We start from the raw sequence: 14,067 nt of genomic DNA on the forward strand, positions 1-14,067 counted from the left end.
CCAGCTCTTTCGTCGACAGCGCATTGACAATCCCTAGCCCGCACCCACATCTTGCGCCGCCATAGCACCTAGCGCATTTCAAGGATTCCCATGCCCGTTGTCGTCGTCGAATCACCGGCTAAGGCCAAGACAATAAACAAATATCTTGGCGACGATTACACCGTCCTCGCTTCTTACGGTCACGTTCGCGACCTGCCGCCCAAAGATGGTTCCGTCGATCCCGAAGACGATTTCGCGATGAAATGGGAGATCGCCGCCGACAGCCGCAAACATGTCAAAGCCATCGCCGACGCGCTAAAAGACGACCCTTCCCTGATCCTCGCCACCGACCCCGACCGCGAGGGCGAGGCGATTTCATGGCACCTGCAAGAGGCGCTCACCGCCCGCAAGGCGATCAAGAAAACCACCGAAGTGAAGCGCGTCACGTTCAACGCCATCACCAAGGCCGCCGTGACCGAGGCAATGGCCAACCCGCGCGAGGTCGATGCGCCATTGGTCGAGGCCTATCTCGCCCGCCGCGCGCTGGATTATCTGGTGGGCTTCAACCTCTCGCCCGTCCTCTGGCGCAAACTCCCCGGCGCGAAATCGGCCGGCCGCGTGCAATCCGTTTGCCTCCGCCTGATCGTCGAGCGCGAGATGGAGATCGAGGCCTTCCGCCCGCAGGAATACTGGAGCGTCAAAGCCCTCCTCGACACCCCGCGCGGCAAAAGCTTCGAGGCCCGCCTCACCACGCTGGCTGGCAAGAAACTCGACAAGTTCGATCTCGGCACCTCCCTTCAGGCCGAAATGGCCGTGCAGGCGATCACAAGCCGCGATCTCTCCGTCACATCGGTTGAGGCCAAGCCCGGCACCCGCAACCCCGCACCGCCCTTCATGACCTCCACGCTCCAGCAAGAGGCCAGCCGCAAATTTGGCATGGGCGCACGGCAAACCATGAGCGCCGCCCAGCGCCTCTACGAGGCAGGCCTGATCACCTACATGCGGACGGACGGCATCGATATGGCGCCCGAGGCCGTGATGGCCGCGCGCGACGCGATCAAGGAGAAGTTCGGCGAGAACTACCTCCCGCCCTCGCCGCGCATGTATAAGAACAAGGCGAAGAACGCGCAGGAAGCCCATGAATGTATCCGCCCCACGGATATGATGCGCGGCGCAGAGACGCTCCGCATTACCGACGCCGATCAACGCAAGCTTTACGACCTCATCTACAAGCGCACCATCGCCAGCCAGATGGCCGCCGTCCGGCTCGAGCGTACCACTGTCGAGATCGGCTCCGCTGACGGTCAAGTCGGCCTCCGCGCCACTGGTCAGGTCATTCTGTTCGACGGTTTCATCGCCATCTACGAAGAGGGCCGCGACGACACCGGCGATGACGAAGACAGCAACCGCCTGCCCCAACTGTCCGAAGGTGACGCGCTGAAGAAGCATGACATCACGCCCGAACAGCACTTCACCCAGCCCCCGCCCCGCTACACCGAGGCGACGCTGGTGAAACGGATGGAAGAGCTCGGCATCGGCCGCCCCTCCACCTATGCCTCCATCGTCACCACCATTCAGGAACGCGACTATGTCGCCAAGGACAAAGGCCGCCTGATCCCGCAAGACAAAGGCCGCCTCGTGACGGCCTTCCTGTCAAACTACTTCCGCAAATATGTCGGCTATGAATTCACCGCCCAGCTTGAGGACCAGCTCGATCAGGTCTCCGCTGGTGATGCTGACTATAAAACAATCCTCTCCCGCTTCTGGCGCGAATTTTCCGCTGCCATCGCCGAAACATCCGAGCTGCGGATCACGGATGTCTTGGATAAGATCAACGAGGTGCTTGAGCCGCACCTATTCCCGCCCACCGAGGACGGCACCGATCCCCGCCTCTGCCCCAATTGCGGCGCGGGCAAGCTCTCCATGCGCACCGCCCGCTCCGGTGGGGCCTTCATCGGCTGTTCGAACTACCCCGAATGCCGCTTCACCCGCCCCTTCGGCCCGCCGGGGATGGAAGATACCTCCATCGGCCCCGATGGGCGGCTCCTCGGCCATGACAACGGCGACCCGATCACCCTGCGCGATGGCCACTTTGGTCCCTACGTCCAGCGCGGCGAGCCGACGGAAGACACCCCCAAGCCCCCCCGCGCCAGCATTCCAAAAGGCTGGGAGCCGCTCGATACCGATCTGGAAAAGGCGCTGATGCTCCTTTCCCTGCCGCGTGAAATCGGCCCCCACCCCGATGATGGCGAAGTCATCGAGGCTGGCATCGGCCGTTATGGCCCATATGTGAAGCATGGCCGCGTCTACGCCAATATCAAGGAAGTGGACGAGGTGTTCACCATCGGCATGAACCGCGCGGTTGAGGTTCTGGCCCAGAAAGCCGCCTCCCGCGGCGGTCGCGGCGCTGCCGCCAAGCCCTTGCGCGAATTGGGCGATCACCCCGATGGCGGCGCGATGAACGTGATGGACGGTCGCTACGGCCCCTATATCAAGTGGGAGAAGGTCAACGCCACCCTGCCGAAAGACACCTCCCCCGAGGACGTGACGATCGAAATGGCGATCGAGTTGGTGAATGCCAAGGCGTCCAAGGGCGGCAAAAAGACCGCGCGCAAGAAAGCCCCCGCCAAAAAAGCCGCGCCGAAAAAGACCGCCGCGAAGAAGACAACCGCCAAGAAAAAGGCCGAATAGAGCCTCCCGTGTCGCGGCGCAGGCAAAAACTGCGCCGCAGCACTTGTTTCCGATCAGGCAACAACATCATATTATTGCCTAAATCTGTCTCTAGACGGGCAACATGACAGCGCCAAATGTCTCCCCCACCGGCCCCCTCTCTGATGGCCGCCCCCTGCCCCGCGGCCGCCGCCGCTGGCGGGATGTGGCTGTTCTGGCTGGGCTTTTTGCGCTCGTCCTCGCCGGTTTGGCCGGTCTGGCCGCCGCGACAGGCTGGGAAGAAACCCTCGCCCAGCTCACACAGCTCGGGCCTTGGCAGCTCGCCGCACTCCTCGCCCTCAGCCTCGTAAATTATGTCTTTCGCGGGCTGCGCTGGCACCTTTTCGCCCAGCGCTTAGGCCTCGCGACGACGCTTCCGCAAAACCTGCGCCATTTCATCGGCGGCTTTGCCATGTCGGTCACCCCCGGGCGCGTGGGCGAATTGATCCGCATGCGCTGGCTCCGCCGCGAGACAGGCTGGCCTGTTGAGCGCACCGCGCCCTTGGTGCTGATGGACCGCGCCTCCGATCTGGCCGCTATGGGCCTTTTGCTCGCGCTTGGCCTCGCCCTTGCCGCCGAAGGCATCGCCTTTGCGCTGCCCGTCGCCGTCATCGCTCTGATCGCGGCTTATGTCGCCACCCGCCCGCGCCTCCTCGCCGCGCTGGTCACGATGGCCTATCGTGTCACCGGCCTTCTGCCCCGCTTGATGGGCCGCATCCGCGCCGCCGCCCGCTCGCTCGCCGTATTCTCAACCCCGCGCATCGCCGCCACCGCACTCGCACTCGGCCTGATAGGATGGGCGGCGGAAGGCGCGGCCTTTCATCTGCTCCTTCTCTGGATGGGCGCTGATATCGGCCTCGCAATGGCCGTTGCCATCTTCACCTTTTCCACCCTCGCAGGCGGATTGACCGGCGCGCCGGGGGGTGTCGGCGGGGCTGAAGCCGCGATGATTGCGCTACTGTCGCTGCAAGGCATCGGGCTTGAGGTGTCCCTCCCCGCCACCGCCGTGATCCGCGTCACCACGCTTTGGTTCGCCATCGGCCTCGGCCTTCTGACCTTCCCACTGGCCGAACGTGCCTCCCTCAAAGCAGAGGCCGCCGCATGACCGATCTGCGTTGGAAAACCACCCCCTACGCTGGCTGGGGCCGTGCGTTAAAGGCAACTGGCCCCCTCGCCCGCCCCGATACCCGCAACGAGCTGACCGAGGCCGCCTTCCCCGCCCACGGTAATCGCCGCTCCTATGGCGACGCACCGCTCAACAGCGCCGGCGCGGCGCTCGATATGTCGCGGCTCGACCGGATCATCGCGTTCGACACCAAGACCGGCGTGCTGGAGGCGGAGGCAGGCGTCACCATTTCCACCCTTGCCCGCATCTGCCCCGTAAAGGGCTGGCTTCCCGCCGTTATGCCCGGCACCGGCTTTGCCACCATTGGCGGCGCCATCGCTATGGATGTGCATGGTAAAAACCACCACAACAAAGGCAGCTTTGGCCAGCATGTGAAGGCGATCACGCTCCTTCAAGGCAGCGAAACCCGCACCATCACCCCGAAGGATAAAACCCTCTGGCAAGCCACCGTCGGCGGCCTCGGGCAGACCGGCATCATCCTCTCGGCCCGTATCCAGCTTTCCCCCTGCGCGGGGCGTCAGATGCGCGTCACGGAAACCCGCGCCAGCGATTGGGCCGAACATATCGCCCTGCTCGATGCCTCTGATGCCACCTATTGCGTCGGCTGGATCGACGCCACCGCAACGGGCGACGCGCTCGGCCGCGGCATTGTCGAAGAGGCAGAGATCGCCGCCGGCAGCCTGCCCCCCGCACAAACGCCAACAAGCCGCGCCGTGCCGTTCAACGCACCGCATTTCGCGCTTGCCGCCCCCATCGTCCGCGCCTTCAACCAACTTTACTACCACCGCGTACCTGAAGAGGGCCGCACGCTCCTGCGCCCGATGCAGGATTTCTTCTTCCCGCTGGACCGCATCCATGACTGGAACCGCCTCTACGGGCGGCGCGGCTTTCACCAGTTCCAATGCGTCGTGCCTCCTGATCAGACAGACGCCCTCCGCGCGATGGCCGAAGCCATCGCCACTTCCGGCCTCGCCTCGCCGCTCGCCGTGCTCAAGAAAATGGGCAAGGGCCGCGCAGGCTACCTTTCCTTCCCGATGGAGGGCTTCACCCTCGCCGTCGATTTCCCCAACCGCCCCGCCGCAGTCCAGCTGATCGCCGAATTGGACCGCCTCACCGAGGCCGCAGGCGGACGCATCTATCTGGCCAAGGACTCGCTCGGCTCCGGCAGCACCGTCCGCGCCATGTATCCCGATTATGCCGCTTGGCGCGACGCTGTCGAAAAAGCCGACCCTGATCAGCGCCTCGCCACCGACCTTATCCGCCGCCTCGGCCTCAGGAGCCCCTCATGAACAACACTTGGATCATCCTCGGCGCCACCTCCGGCATGGCCCGCGCCTTTGCCCGTCAGCAAGCCGAGGCAGGCGACGCGCTCGTCCTGTGCGCCCGCAACACCGACGAGGCCAAAGCCCTCGCCGCCGATTGCTCCGCCCGTGGTGCCGCCGATGCCTCCACTTTCCCCATCGATATACGTAATGCAGCGAGCTTCGATCCGATCCTGGAAGACGCCCGCAGCCGCGAGGGTGTCATCAACGTCGCTGTTTTCGTTGGCTCCATGCCCCAGCAGGACGCAATTGACGCCGATCCCACCCTGATCGCCGGCACCGTGACCGATAGCTTTTCCGGCCCAGCCGAGTTCCTAACCCGTATCGCCCCGCAGCTCGAAGCACGCGGGCGCGGTGCCGTCGTGGGTATCAGCTCCGTCGCAGGGGATCGCGGGCGCTTGGGCAATTACGTCTATGGCGCAGCGAAGGCGGGCTTCACCGCTTATCTCTCCGGCCTCCGCAACCGCCTTGCCCGTTCCGGCGTGCATGTGATGACCGTCAAGCCCGGCCCCGTGGACACGCCGATGACATGGGATCTCGGCCCACACCCCTTCATGTCCACGCCCGAAGCCGTCGCCGCCGATATCGCCAAGGGCCTGCGCTTGGGCTGGAACACCCTCTACACCCGCCGCATCTGGCTTTTGGTGATGATGGTGATCCGCCTGATCCCAGAACCGATCTTCAAACGCCTGAAAATCTGACCCTCAGAACAACCAGTCCGGCCCCAATCCGGCGGCATAGAGCATCAGCGCCAGCGTGAGCAGCAACAGCCCGATGCCGCGAATATCCTTCATCGCAAAAACAATCGGGTCATAATCCTGCTTGCCCAGATAGCCGAGCCGGATCATCCGCAATAACCAGCCGCCAACGGGCAGCAGCGCCAGCCATAAAATCCACTGTTTCGGATAGAGCGCCACCGCCTGCGCGCTAAAGGAATAGAGGAAAAAGATCACCAGCGCGCCGACCATGCCCAGCCCTGCGACGTTCAGCAGGTCGCCTCGATCCGCGCGGCCATAACCGCGCCCCGGCAGGCGCTCGTCGCTCGTGGCCAGCGTCAGTTCCGTCAGCCGCTTCACACAGCCAAGGCTCACGAAAACGGGGAAAATAAAGATCAGCATATAGACCGACGCATCCACCCCACTCGCCGCCGCCCCTGCAACGACCCGCAGCGTGTAGAGCGTCGCCAGCGTAAAAATATCCACCCAACGCATCCGCTTCAGCTTCAGCGAATAGCTGAGCGACAGCAGCATATAAAGCACGATAACCCCAAGGAACGCCGTCCCGAGCGAGAACGCGATGCCGATGGCAAGTGCGGCCAGCAGCACGAAAGTCAGCATTCCCACCCGTATCGGCACCGCGCCACTGGCAAAGGGACGGCGGCATTTCGTCGGGTGCAAACGGTCCGCCTCCAGATCGAGCAGGTCATTGACCACATAAATGCTCGACGCCGCCGCCGAGAAGGCAACGATCCCAAGCAGAACCGCCATCAACGTCGTCAGGTCCGCATTATGCGCCGCCACCATCGGCAAGAGCAGCAACACGTTCTTAACCCACTGATGCGGCCGGATCGCTTTCATCAGCGCCAGCATCCGCCAGCCACCCGCCAATTCGGTGACGCCTTTTCCAGCGGCCTTCAGCTTCGCCGCAGCGCCGCCCGCGCGGCCCACGACGATCGAATAACTGGCCTGCTCCCAAATTGGCATATCCGCGCGGCTGTCACCGGCATAAAGATATCCGCCCGCGCCAAACTCGTTGTTCAGCGCCTCGGCCTTGGTCGGGCCTTTCAGGTTTTCACCGGGTGCGGAGCCGAGCGCGCCGTCAAATCCGTGATGGTCAGACACCGCCTTCACCAACCGCCAGTCAGAGGCAGAGGCAAGGATGATCTCCCGCCCCTCTTCCCGAGCACCTTGCGCCAGCGCCGCGATCTCGCCATTCACCGGCAACAGGTCCGCGCGGATCGGTGCAATGTCGTGCAGCTTGGCCTTCAACATCGCCGGATCGTTCAAATGCCGCAGGCTGGCGAGGATCGTCGCCACCGGCGCCGTGCCCAACCCTGCCCAAAAACTCTCATACAGCATGTCGGTGCGCAGAAAGGTTCCGTCCACATCCAGCACCAGCGGTCGTCTATCGGCCACCCTCAGCCTCCCATTCTCTGAAATACGCAGCCATCACTGACCAGTTCCGGTGGCGTGATACACAAGGCGCGCGCCACCTTCCATGCCAGAAGCACTTTTGGCACATAGGCGCGGGTTTCTGCATAGGGTGGCACCCCGTCATGATCCCTGACCGATCCCTCGCCCGCATTGTACCCCGCCAGCACGAGTATCGGGTCATTGTCGAAATGCCCCATCAACCAATCCAGATAGGCCACGCCTCCCGCGATGTTCTGATCCGGGTCGAGCGGCGTGATCACGTCAAACCGTGCCGCCGTCGCGGGCATCAACTGCATCAACCCGATGGCCCCCGCGCGGCTCACGGCACTGCTGCGCCCCGCGCTTTCTACCGCGATCACCGAAAGCGCCAACGCGGGCGATACCTTTGTTCCCACCGTTTCACGCAAGAGCGCCGGCCCGAGCCTTGCCGCCAGTTCCTGCATCGCGGCCAGCCGTGGCGCAGTCAATCCAGCCGCTTCCGGCGCCGTATCCAGAACGGCAAGCGCCTCCGCCAGCCGCCCCGGCCCGCTCTCTGCGCGGGCGGGCGACACACGCTCCCAAAACCAATCCGCGGTGCCCACGCGCGGGCTCATACCCGCCACGCCTGATGACGGTGCCGCCCGTGGCAATGCCTCGGGCGGTGGCGCGGTCTGCGCCTGTGGGTCGATTTGCACGGTAATGCGCTGCGTCGTGCCCGGCGGCGGCGGGGTCACACGGCGAAAGGTGAAATCCGGTTCGCCCCACGCGGTCGTCTGCGCCTGCACCGCGCCAAAGGCACCAAGCGCCAGCGCCAAGGCTGCTATCTTGCCGTAGACCATGTTCCGGACCGCCCGCCCCGTTTCGTCACGTTTCTGCACTTGCCCCCGACTATACGACTCACAAAGAATCAGGGGAAATTTTTTCGCTTTTCGCGTTCCCGACACCCGCGAACCGATACCAGATGCACATATAATACCCTTATTTTTAAAGGGTTTCACACGCTTCATACCGAAATTAGTAAAAAATGCATTGATGCAAAAATGCACGAAACCTGCCCAAATCCCGCCCTATTCGAAAGGTTATATCACCCTATCCTAAGCGGGAAAGCACGACACGAGACCGTGTGGCGCCATCCGCAAGGAGATGCAAACGAGCTACCCTTAAGGAGGGAAACCAAATGCTTAACTTCATCAAAAACTTCCGTCGTGAAGAAGATGGCGCCGTCACGGTCGACTGGGTCGTGCTGACCGCTGCCATCGTTGGCCTCGGGATCGCAGTTCTCAGCTCGGTGGGCGCAGGCACCACCGCACTGGGCGACAAGATCTCGGGTGAGCTCTCCGCTCGCACCCTCGAATACTAATCCTACCAATTCCTAAACTGGAGTAAGACAATGACCAACTTCATCAAAAACTTCCGCCGCGACGAAGACGGCGCCGTCACCGTAGACTGGGTCGTTCTGACCGCTGCCATCGTGGGCCTCGGCATTGCCGTTCTCAGCTCCGTCGGCGCAGGCACCACGGCTCTGGGCGACAAGATCTCGGGCGAGCTGTCGGCTCGTACCCTGGAGTACTAAGCAGATCGCCGATTGTTCGGCCTTGGAAACCGCGCCATCCCATTGGTGCGGTTTTCACTTTTTCAGGGCGTCACCCAAAGTCGCGTGACCATGAAGTTGTCATGATTTGCCCGAAGTTCCGGCATGATCGTCGGAAAGTGTGAGTGATCTGGTGGCAATCCGTCGCCTAAGGAGTGAGTTATGTTGAACTGGATCAAGCGTTTACGCACCGATGAAAATGGTGCCGTGACCGTCGATTGGGTCGTCTTGACCGCAGCAATCGTTGGTCTGGGTGTCGCGGTGATCGCCAGCGTCTCGAAAGGGGCACTGGATCAATCGAACGGCATCGGCGCCCATCTAAGCGCACAGACCCTCGTAGACTTCTGATTTCGGGCGGCAACACTTCCGCCCGAAATCATCGTTTACATTTCTGCAAAAATTCACGCGCTTGCCCATCATTGGGCCAGATTTCGCCAAAGTTGCGCACAATCATTACCTGAAGAATACGGGGCACCTCCGCCCCAACAGTAGCAAAGGTCCACATCATGCGAGCAGTATTTGGTCTTGTTCTAGTTATCGGCATGGGGCTTGCGGGCTTTGCAGTCTACATGGTCAAAGGCTATTTCGAACAGCAACAGGTGGCCCTCGCCCGTGAGCGCGCCGCCTCAGCACAACAGGTTCCCACCGTCGAGGTGATCGCCGTCAACCGCGCCATGACCTATGGCGAACAGATCACCAAAGACGATGTCCAATTCATCCGCTATGCCGAGCCCTTCCTCCCCGAAGGTGTGTTCTACACCGGCGATGAGCTTTTCCCCGAAGGCGGCGATACGCTGCGCACCGTTCTGCGCCCGATGGAGCCGAACGAGCCGATCCTTGCCGTCAAAGTGACCGAACCAGGTCAGGGTGCGGGCATCACCTCGCGCCTCGGCGCAGGCATGCGTGCCTTCGCGATCAAGGTTGATGTCTCAACCGGCGTTTCCGGTTTCCTCCGTCCCGGCGATAGCGTCGATGTCTATTGGTCCGGTCGCGTACCCAGCGGCAATGGTGATGGTCAGATCCCCGTTACCCGCCTGATCGAAACCGGCATCAAGATCGTCGCCGTCGATCAGAGCGCCGATGACACGCTCAACCGCGCTATGGTCGCCCGTACTGTTACGGTCGAGGTCACACCGCAGCAGGTCGCCGCACTGGCACAGGCGCAGAACACCGGCGCGCTGTCCCTCTCCCTCGTCGGGCTGACGGACGATACGGTCGCAGAAGCGATCCAAGTCGATCAGGTGTCGCTCCTCAACCTGCAAGTCAGCAGCGGCCCCGCACCCGTCGCCCCCGCCGAAGAGGTCTGCACGATCCGTCAGCGCAAAGGCGCAGAACTCGTGGTCACGGAGATCCCCTGCACCGACTGATCCGAGCGGTCAACGCGACCACATCGCAACACCTAAAAGAACGCCGCGCCCCAAGCGCGGCGTTTCCTCTTGGCAACCCAAGGCTGAATATGCGACCATCGATCCAATCGGCAGTGTTGCCAGTTATCCACATAAACTCCCTCCTACAGGGCATTGATTCTTGCAAAAAAGTTGTTTTCAGCGCAGGTTGGGCACAAATGACGGAAAAATATTCCGCGCGAGACAGTGATCGGAGAAGGCAGGTCACATGAAAACCACTGATTGTATAAGGGCGGCGCTTTTCGGTGCATCGCTCCTCATGGCACAGACAGGGACCGTCGCAACGGCGGAAACATTGACCGTAATGGAAGGCACCGTGTCTTCCGCGCTCAATGTCCCGATGAACCGTGCCGTCGTTGTCGAGAGCGAAACTCCATTCGCGGAACTGTCGATCGCCAATCCTGGCATCGCGGATATCTCGTCGCTCTCGGATCGCACGATCTACGTTCTGGGCAAAGCCCCGGGCCGTACCTCGCTGACCCTGCTAGGCGCCGATGGCCGGCTGATCACTAATGTCGAGGTCCACGTCACCCCTGACATCGCTGAGTTCAAAGAACGCCTGCAACAAATCCTGCCGGACGAAAATATCGAAGTCCGCACCGCTAATGATGGTATCGTGCTCTCTGGCACGGTCAGTTCAACTGCCAAACTGGACCGCGCGCTCGAACTGGCGCGCCGGTACGCGCCGGAGCGCGTGTCGAACCTGATGATGGTCGGCGGCACCCAGCAAGTCATGCTAAAAGTCCGCTTTGCCGAGATGCAGCGCTCTGTTTCCAAGTCTCTAAGCAGCTCCATCGGCATTCAAGGCACCGCCTTCGGTGATAATCTCGGCCTCGCGCTCGGCACCAACACACTCGGCAACGCTGCTGCTGTCGCCGCTGCCACCGATGGCGCCCTGCCCGGCGCAACGGACAGCAACGGCGCGATGCTTTTTGGCTTCAATGCCGGCGGCCTCGAAGTGGGCATCTTGCTCGAAGCCCTCGAGTCCCGCGGCGTCGTCCGCACCTTGGCCGAGCCTAACCTCACCGCCCTTTCCGGACAGGAGGCCCGCTTCCTCGCCGGTGGCGAATATCCGGTTCCGGTGTCGCAGGATGGCGGCGCTGTCGTGGTTGAATTCAAGCCCTTCGGTGTCGAGCTGAACTTCGTTCCGCGCGTGGTCGATGGCGAGATCATCAATCTTGAACTGGAAGCCGCGGTTTCCTCTATTGATCCGTCCAACGGCTTCTCCTCCGCAGGCTTCACCGTTGATGCCTTCCGCAAGCGGCAAACCTCCACCACCGTCGAAATGCGCGATGGGCAGAGCTTTGCCATCGCAGGCCTTCTTTCCGATGACTTCACCGATCTCAGCGGACAGGTGCCGTGGCTTGGCGATGTGCCGGTGCTCGGCGCCCTGTTCCGCAGCGCCGAATATAACCGCGCGCAAACCGAACTGGTAATCATCGTCACCCCGCATCTGGTCACGCCGTCGCGTGGCGAGGCACTCGCCCTGCCCACAGACCGCGTCCGCCCGCCGACCGAGGCAGAGCTGTTCCTCTTCGGTCAGGTCGCCAATGAAACCGGCCGCGGCGCCAATCTCCAAGGCGCTGCAGGCGAGGTCGCCCGTCAGGATTTCAGCGGCTCCTACGGCTACATCCTCGACAACAACAATTAAGGTGAGGTGAAGAAACCCATGATGAAACCGATCCTCACCTCCGTCGCCGCGCTGGCCGTCCTTACGGGCTGCACCGGCGACCGCACCGGCCTGACCAGCTTCTACCGTGAGGCAGGCGCCGTGGTGGACAGCGGCAATTTCGGCAATGCCACGATGAATAACATCCTCGTGCAGACCAATCCGGAAGAATTCGCGCTCAACCTGAACCGCCGCTTCTCCGAAGAGGTGCCAACCACGGTCAACTTTGCCTTCAACTCGACCGCGCTTGACGATCAGGCCCGCGCCGTACTGGTGCGGCAGGCCGACTGGATCCTGCAATTCCCCGAGGTCCGGTTCAAGGTCTACGGCCATACCGATCTCGTCGGCACCGATGCCTATAACCGCAATCTCGGCCAGCGTCGTGCCAATGCGGTCGTCGATTTCCTCGTCGCGCAAGGCATCGCGCGCAGCCGCCTCGAAGCTGCTGTCAGCTTTGGCGAAACCCAACCGCTGATCGTCACCGAGGGCCGCGAACGCGCCAACCGCCGCACCGTCACCGAGGTTCTGGGCTGGGTCGCCGATCATCCGCTGGTTCTCAATGGCAAATACGCCGAAGTGATCTTCCGCGAATACATCGCCAGCGCCGTACCAGGTAAGACGATAGCAGGGGTCAGCTCCGAATTCGGAGGGTAACCACCACTCCTTTAGAGTAGGTCGATTGAATGGGCGTCAACACTGGCGCCCATTTGTTGTTATCGTAGATCAATTCCGCACAATTACAGTCTTTTGGCCCCAATCTCGTCATGATTGGCGGCGAACGTCCTTCTCATGGGATATTTACGTCCGGTTGATTCCGGACATCCCGCCACGCAGCAGCACTGCGTCGCGCGGGTCACATGACAAGGATGTTCAGGATGAGCAGTAACGCCGCACAAATCGAAGACCAGGCTCCGATCATCGCCTGCACCGTCAGCCGTGATATTCAGATCTTCGACCTTCTGATCGAGGACATGGAAACCGCCCTTCAAACCCAATGGGGCGACCTCAACTTCGAAGACGCCCTCGCCTTCGTCAATCATCCAGAGTCTGACACGTTGCAGTTTCTGGCGATCGCGCTCGATAAAGAGGACGAAGCAGACCTCGGCAAAGCCACCAACGTGATCGCCGCCGCCAAAGCGCGCGGCATCAAGGTCATCCTGATCACCGAGGATGTCTCCCCCGCCTCGCTGCACCAGCTCTTGCGCGAAGGCGGTGACGAATTCGTCCCCTACCCGCTCCCCGAAGGTGAATTGCAAAGCGCCATCGACCGCGTTCAGGCCAAGGCCGAGCAGATGGAGATCGCCCCCGAAATGCAGAACACCCTCAAAGCCACGAATAATTTCGATGGCGTGGTGATCCCTGTTCAAGGCCTCGCCGGCGGCGTCGGCGCAACCACATTCGCGGTCAATCTGGCGTGGGAACTGGCAAGCATCGATGCAGAAAACCCGCCGCGCGTCCTCTTGCTGGATCTCGATCTCCAGCAAGGCAGCACCGCCACCTATCTCGACCTTCCCCGCCGCGAAGCTGTCCTCGAACTGCTGACCGATACCGAGAATATGGACAGCGAAGTCTTCATGCAGGCGCTTCTCAGCTTCAACCAGCGCCTTCAGGTGTTGACCGCGCCTTCCGAGATGGTCCCGCTCGACATCATCAGCCCCGATGACATCGACCGCCTGTTGGAAATGGCCCGCGTCAATTTCGATTACGTCGTCATCGATATGCCCACAACGATGGTCGAATGGTCGCAAAACGTGCTGGAGGCCGCGCATATCTATTTTGCGCTGCTGGAGCTGGATATGCGTTCCGCCCAAAACACCCTGCGCCTCAAGCGCGCCCTGCAATCAGAGGAACTACCGTTTGATAAAATGCGCTTCCTGCTGAACCGTGGCCCTAAATTCACCGATCTCAGCGCCCGCTCCCGTGTCAAACGTCTGGCCGAAAGCCTCGGCATCTCGATCGATGTGCAGCTCCCCGACGGCGGCAAGCAGGTCACGATGAATGCCGATCACGGCCTGCCACTGTCCGAGGGCCAGCCGAAAAACCCGCTCCGCAAGGAAATCGCCAAGCTCGCCCAAGGCGTGCACGAGGTGAATGTCGAAGAAACCCGCGCGACGGGCACACGCTAAGGAACGC

13 protein-coding genes are annotated in these 14,067 nt (G+C 62.0%); 11 read left to right on the forward strand and 2 right to left on the reverse strand.

Annotated features, from left to right (window positions below):
* Positions 1-90: 90 nt before the first annotated feature.
* From topA to AB1E42_RS11010, 4 genes are all read left to right on the forward strand, one after another.
* Positions 91-2,670, forward strand: a complete 2,580-nt coding sequence (gene topA, locus AB1E42_RS10995) for a type I DNA topoisomerase (protein WP_368344289.1) — start codon at positions 91-93, stop codon at positions 2,668-2,670.
* 103 nt (positions 2,671-2,773) lie between these two features.
* The gene (locus AB1E42_RS11000) at positions 2,774-3,793 is read left to right on the forward strand and encodes a YbhN family protein (RefSeq protein WP_368344290.1); all 1,020 of its coding nucleotides are present in this window, start codon (positions 2,774-2,776) and stop codon (positions 3,791-3,793) included.
* A complete protein-coding gene (locus AB1E42_RS11005) occupies positions 3,790-5,103 on the forward strand; it encodes an FAD-binding protein (RefSeq protein WP_368344291.1) in 1,314 nt (437 codons plus the stop codon). Before AB1E42_RS11000 ends, AB1E42_RS11005 begins: the two co-directional genes overlap by 4 nt.
* Positions 5,100-5,837 (forward strand): SDR family NAD(P)-dependent oxidoreductase, encoded by a 738-nt coding sequence (locus AB1E42_RS11010; protein ID WP_368344292.1) that lies wholly within the window; start codon positions 5,100-5,102, stop codon positions 5,835-5,837. The genes AB1E42_RS11005 and AB1E42_RS11010 overlap by 4 nt, the downstream gene beginning before the upstream one ends.
* A gap of 3 nt (positions 5,838-5,840) precedes the next feature.
* On the opposite strand, the gene AB1E42_RS11015 is transcribed toward AB1E42_RS11010, so the two are convergent.
* Complete coding sequence (locus tag AB1E42_RS11015) at positions 5,841-7,271, reverse strand: UbiA family prenyltransferase (RefSeq protein ID WP_368344293.1); 1,431 nt, start codon at positions 7,269-7,271, stop codon at positions 5,841-5,843.
* A 2-nt stretch (positions 7,272-7,273) separates the two neighbouring features.
* Positions 7,274-8,146: a lytic transglycosylase domain-containing protein gene (locus AB1E42_RS11020; protein WP_368344294.1), complete on the reverse strand. Its 873-nt coding sequence runs from the start codon at positions 8,144-8,146 to the stop codon at positions 7,274-7,276.
* Between the two features lie 299 nt (positions 8,147-8,445).
* Between AB1E42_RS11020 and AB1E42_RS11025 the strand changes: the two genes are divergently transcribed.
* The 7 genes from AB1E42_RS11025 (at position 8,446) to AB1E42_RS11055 (ending at position 14,060) form a co-directional block, all read left to right on the forward strand.
* Positions 8,446-8,628 (forward strand): Flp family type IVb pilin, encoded by a 183-nt coding sequence (locus AB1E42_RS11025; RefSeq protein WP_368344295.1) that lies wholly within the window; start codon positions 8,446-8,448, stop codon positions 8,626-8,628.
* A 30-nt stretch (positions 8,629-8,658) separates the two neighbouring features.
* Positions 8,659-8,841 (forward strand): Flp family type IVb pilin, encoded by a 183-nt coding sequence (locus AB1E42_RS11030; protein ID WP_368344296.1) that lies wholly within the window; start codon positions 8,659-8,661, stop codon positions 8,839-8,841.
* Positions 8,842-9,021: 180 nt separating this feature from the next.
* The gene (locus AB1E42_RS11035) at positions 9,022-9,207 is read left to right on the forward strand and encodes a hypothetical protein (RefSeq protein WP_368344297.1); all 186 of its coding nucleotides are present in this window, start codon (positions 9,022-9,024) and stop codon (positions 9,205-9,207) included.
* Positions 9,208-9,365: 158 nt separating this feature from the next.
* On the forward strand, positions 9,366-10,226 hold the full coding sequence (gene cpaB, locus AB1E42_RS11040; RefSeq protein WP_368344298.1) for a Flp pilus assembly protein CpaB: 861 nt from the start codon (positions 9,366-9,368) through the stop codon (positions 10,224-10,226).
* A 247-nt stretch (positions 10,227-10,473) separates the two neighbouring features.
* Positions 10,474-11,916: a type II and III secretion system protein family protein gene (locus AB1E42_RS11045; RefSeq protein ID WP_368344299.1), complete on the forward strand. Its 1,443-nt coding sequence runs from the start codon at positions 10,474-10,476 to the stop codon at positions 11,914-11,916.
* Between the two features lie 21 nt (positions 11,917-11,937).
* On the forward strand, positions 11,938-12,588 hold the full coding sequence (locus AB1E42_RS11050) for an OmpA family protein (RefSeq protein WP_368346415.1): 651 nt from the start codon (positions 11,938-11,940) through the stop codon (positions 12,586-12,588).
* 221 nt (positions 12,589-12,809) lie between these two features.
* Positions 12,810-14,060 (forward strand): CpaE family protein, encoded by a 1,251-nt coding sequence (locus AB1E42_RS11055; protein ID WP_368344300.1) that lies wholly within the window; start codon positions 12,810-12,812, stop codon positions 14,058-14,060.
* The last annotated feature ends 7 nt before the right edge of the window (positions 14,061-14,067 follow it).

The organism is Pelagovum sp. HNIBRBA483 (assembly GCF_040931995.1).
Lineage (GTDB): Bacteria > Pseudomonadota > Alphaproteobacteria > Rhodobacterales > Rhodobacteraceae > JAEPMR01.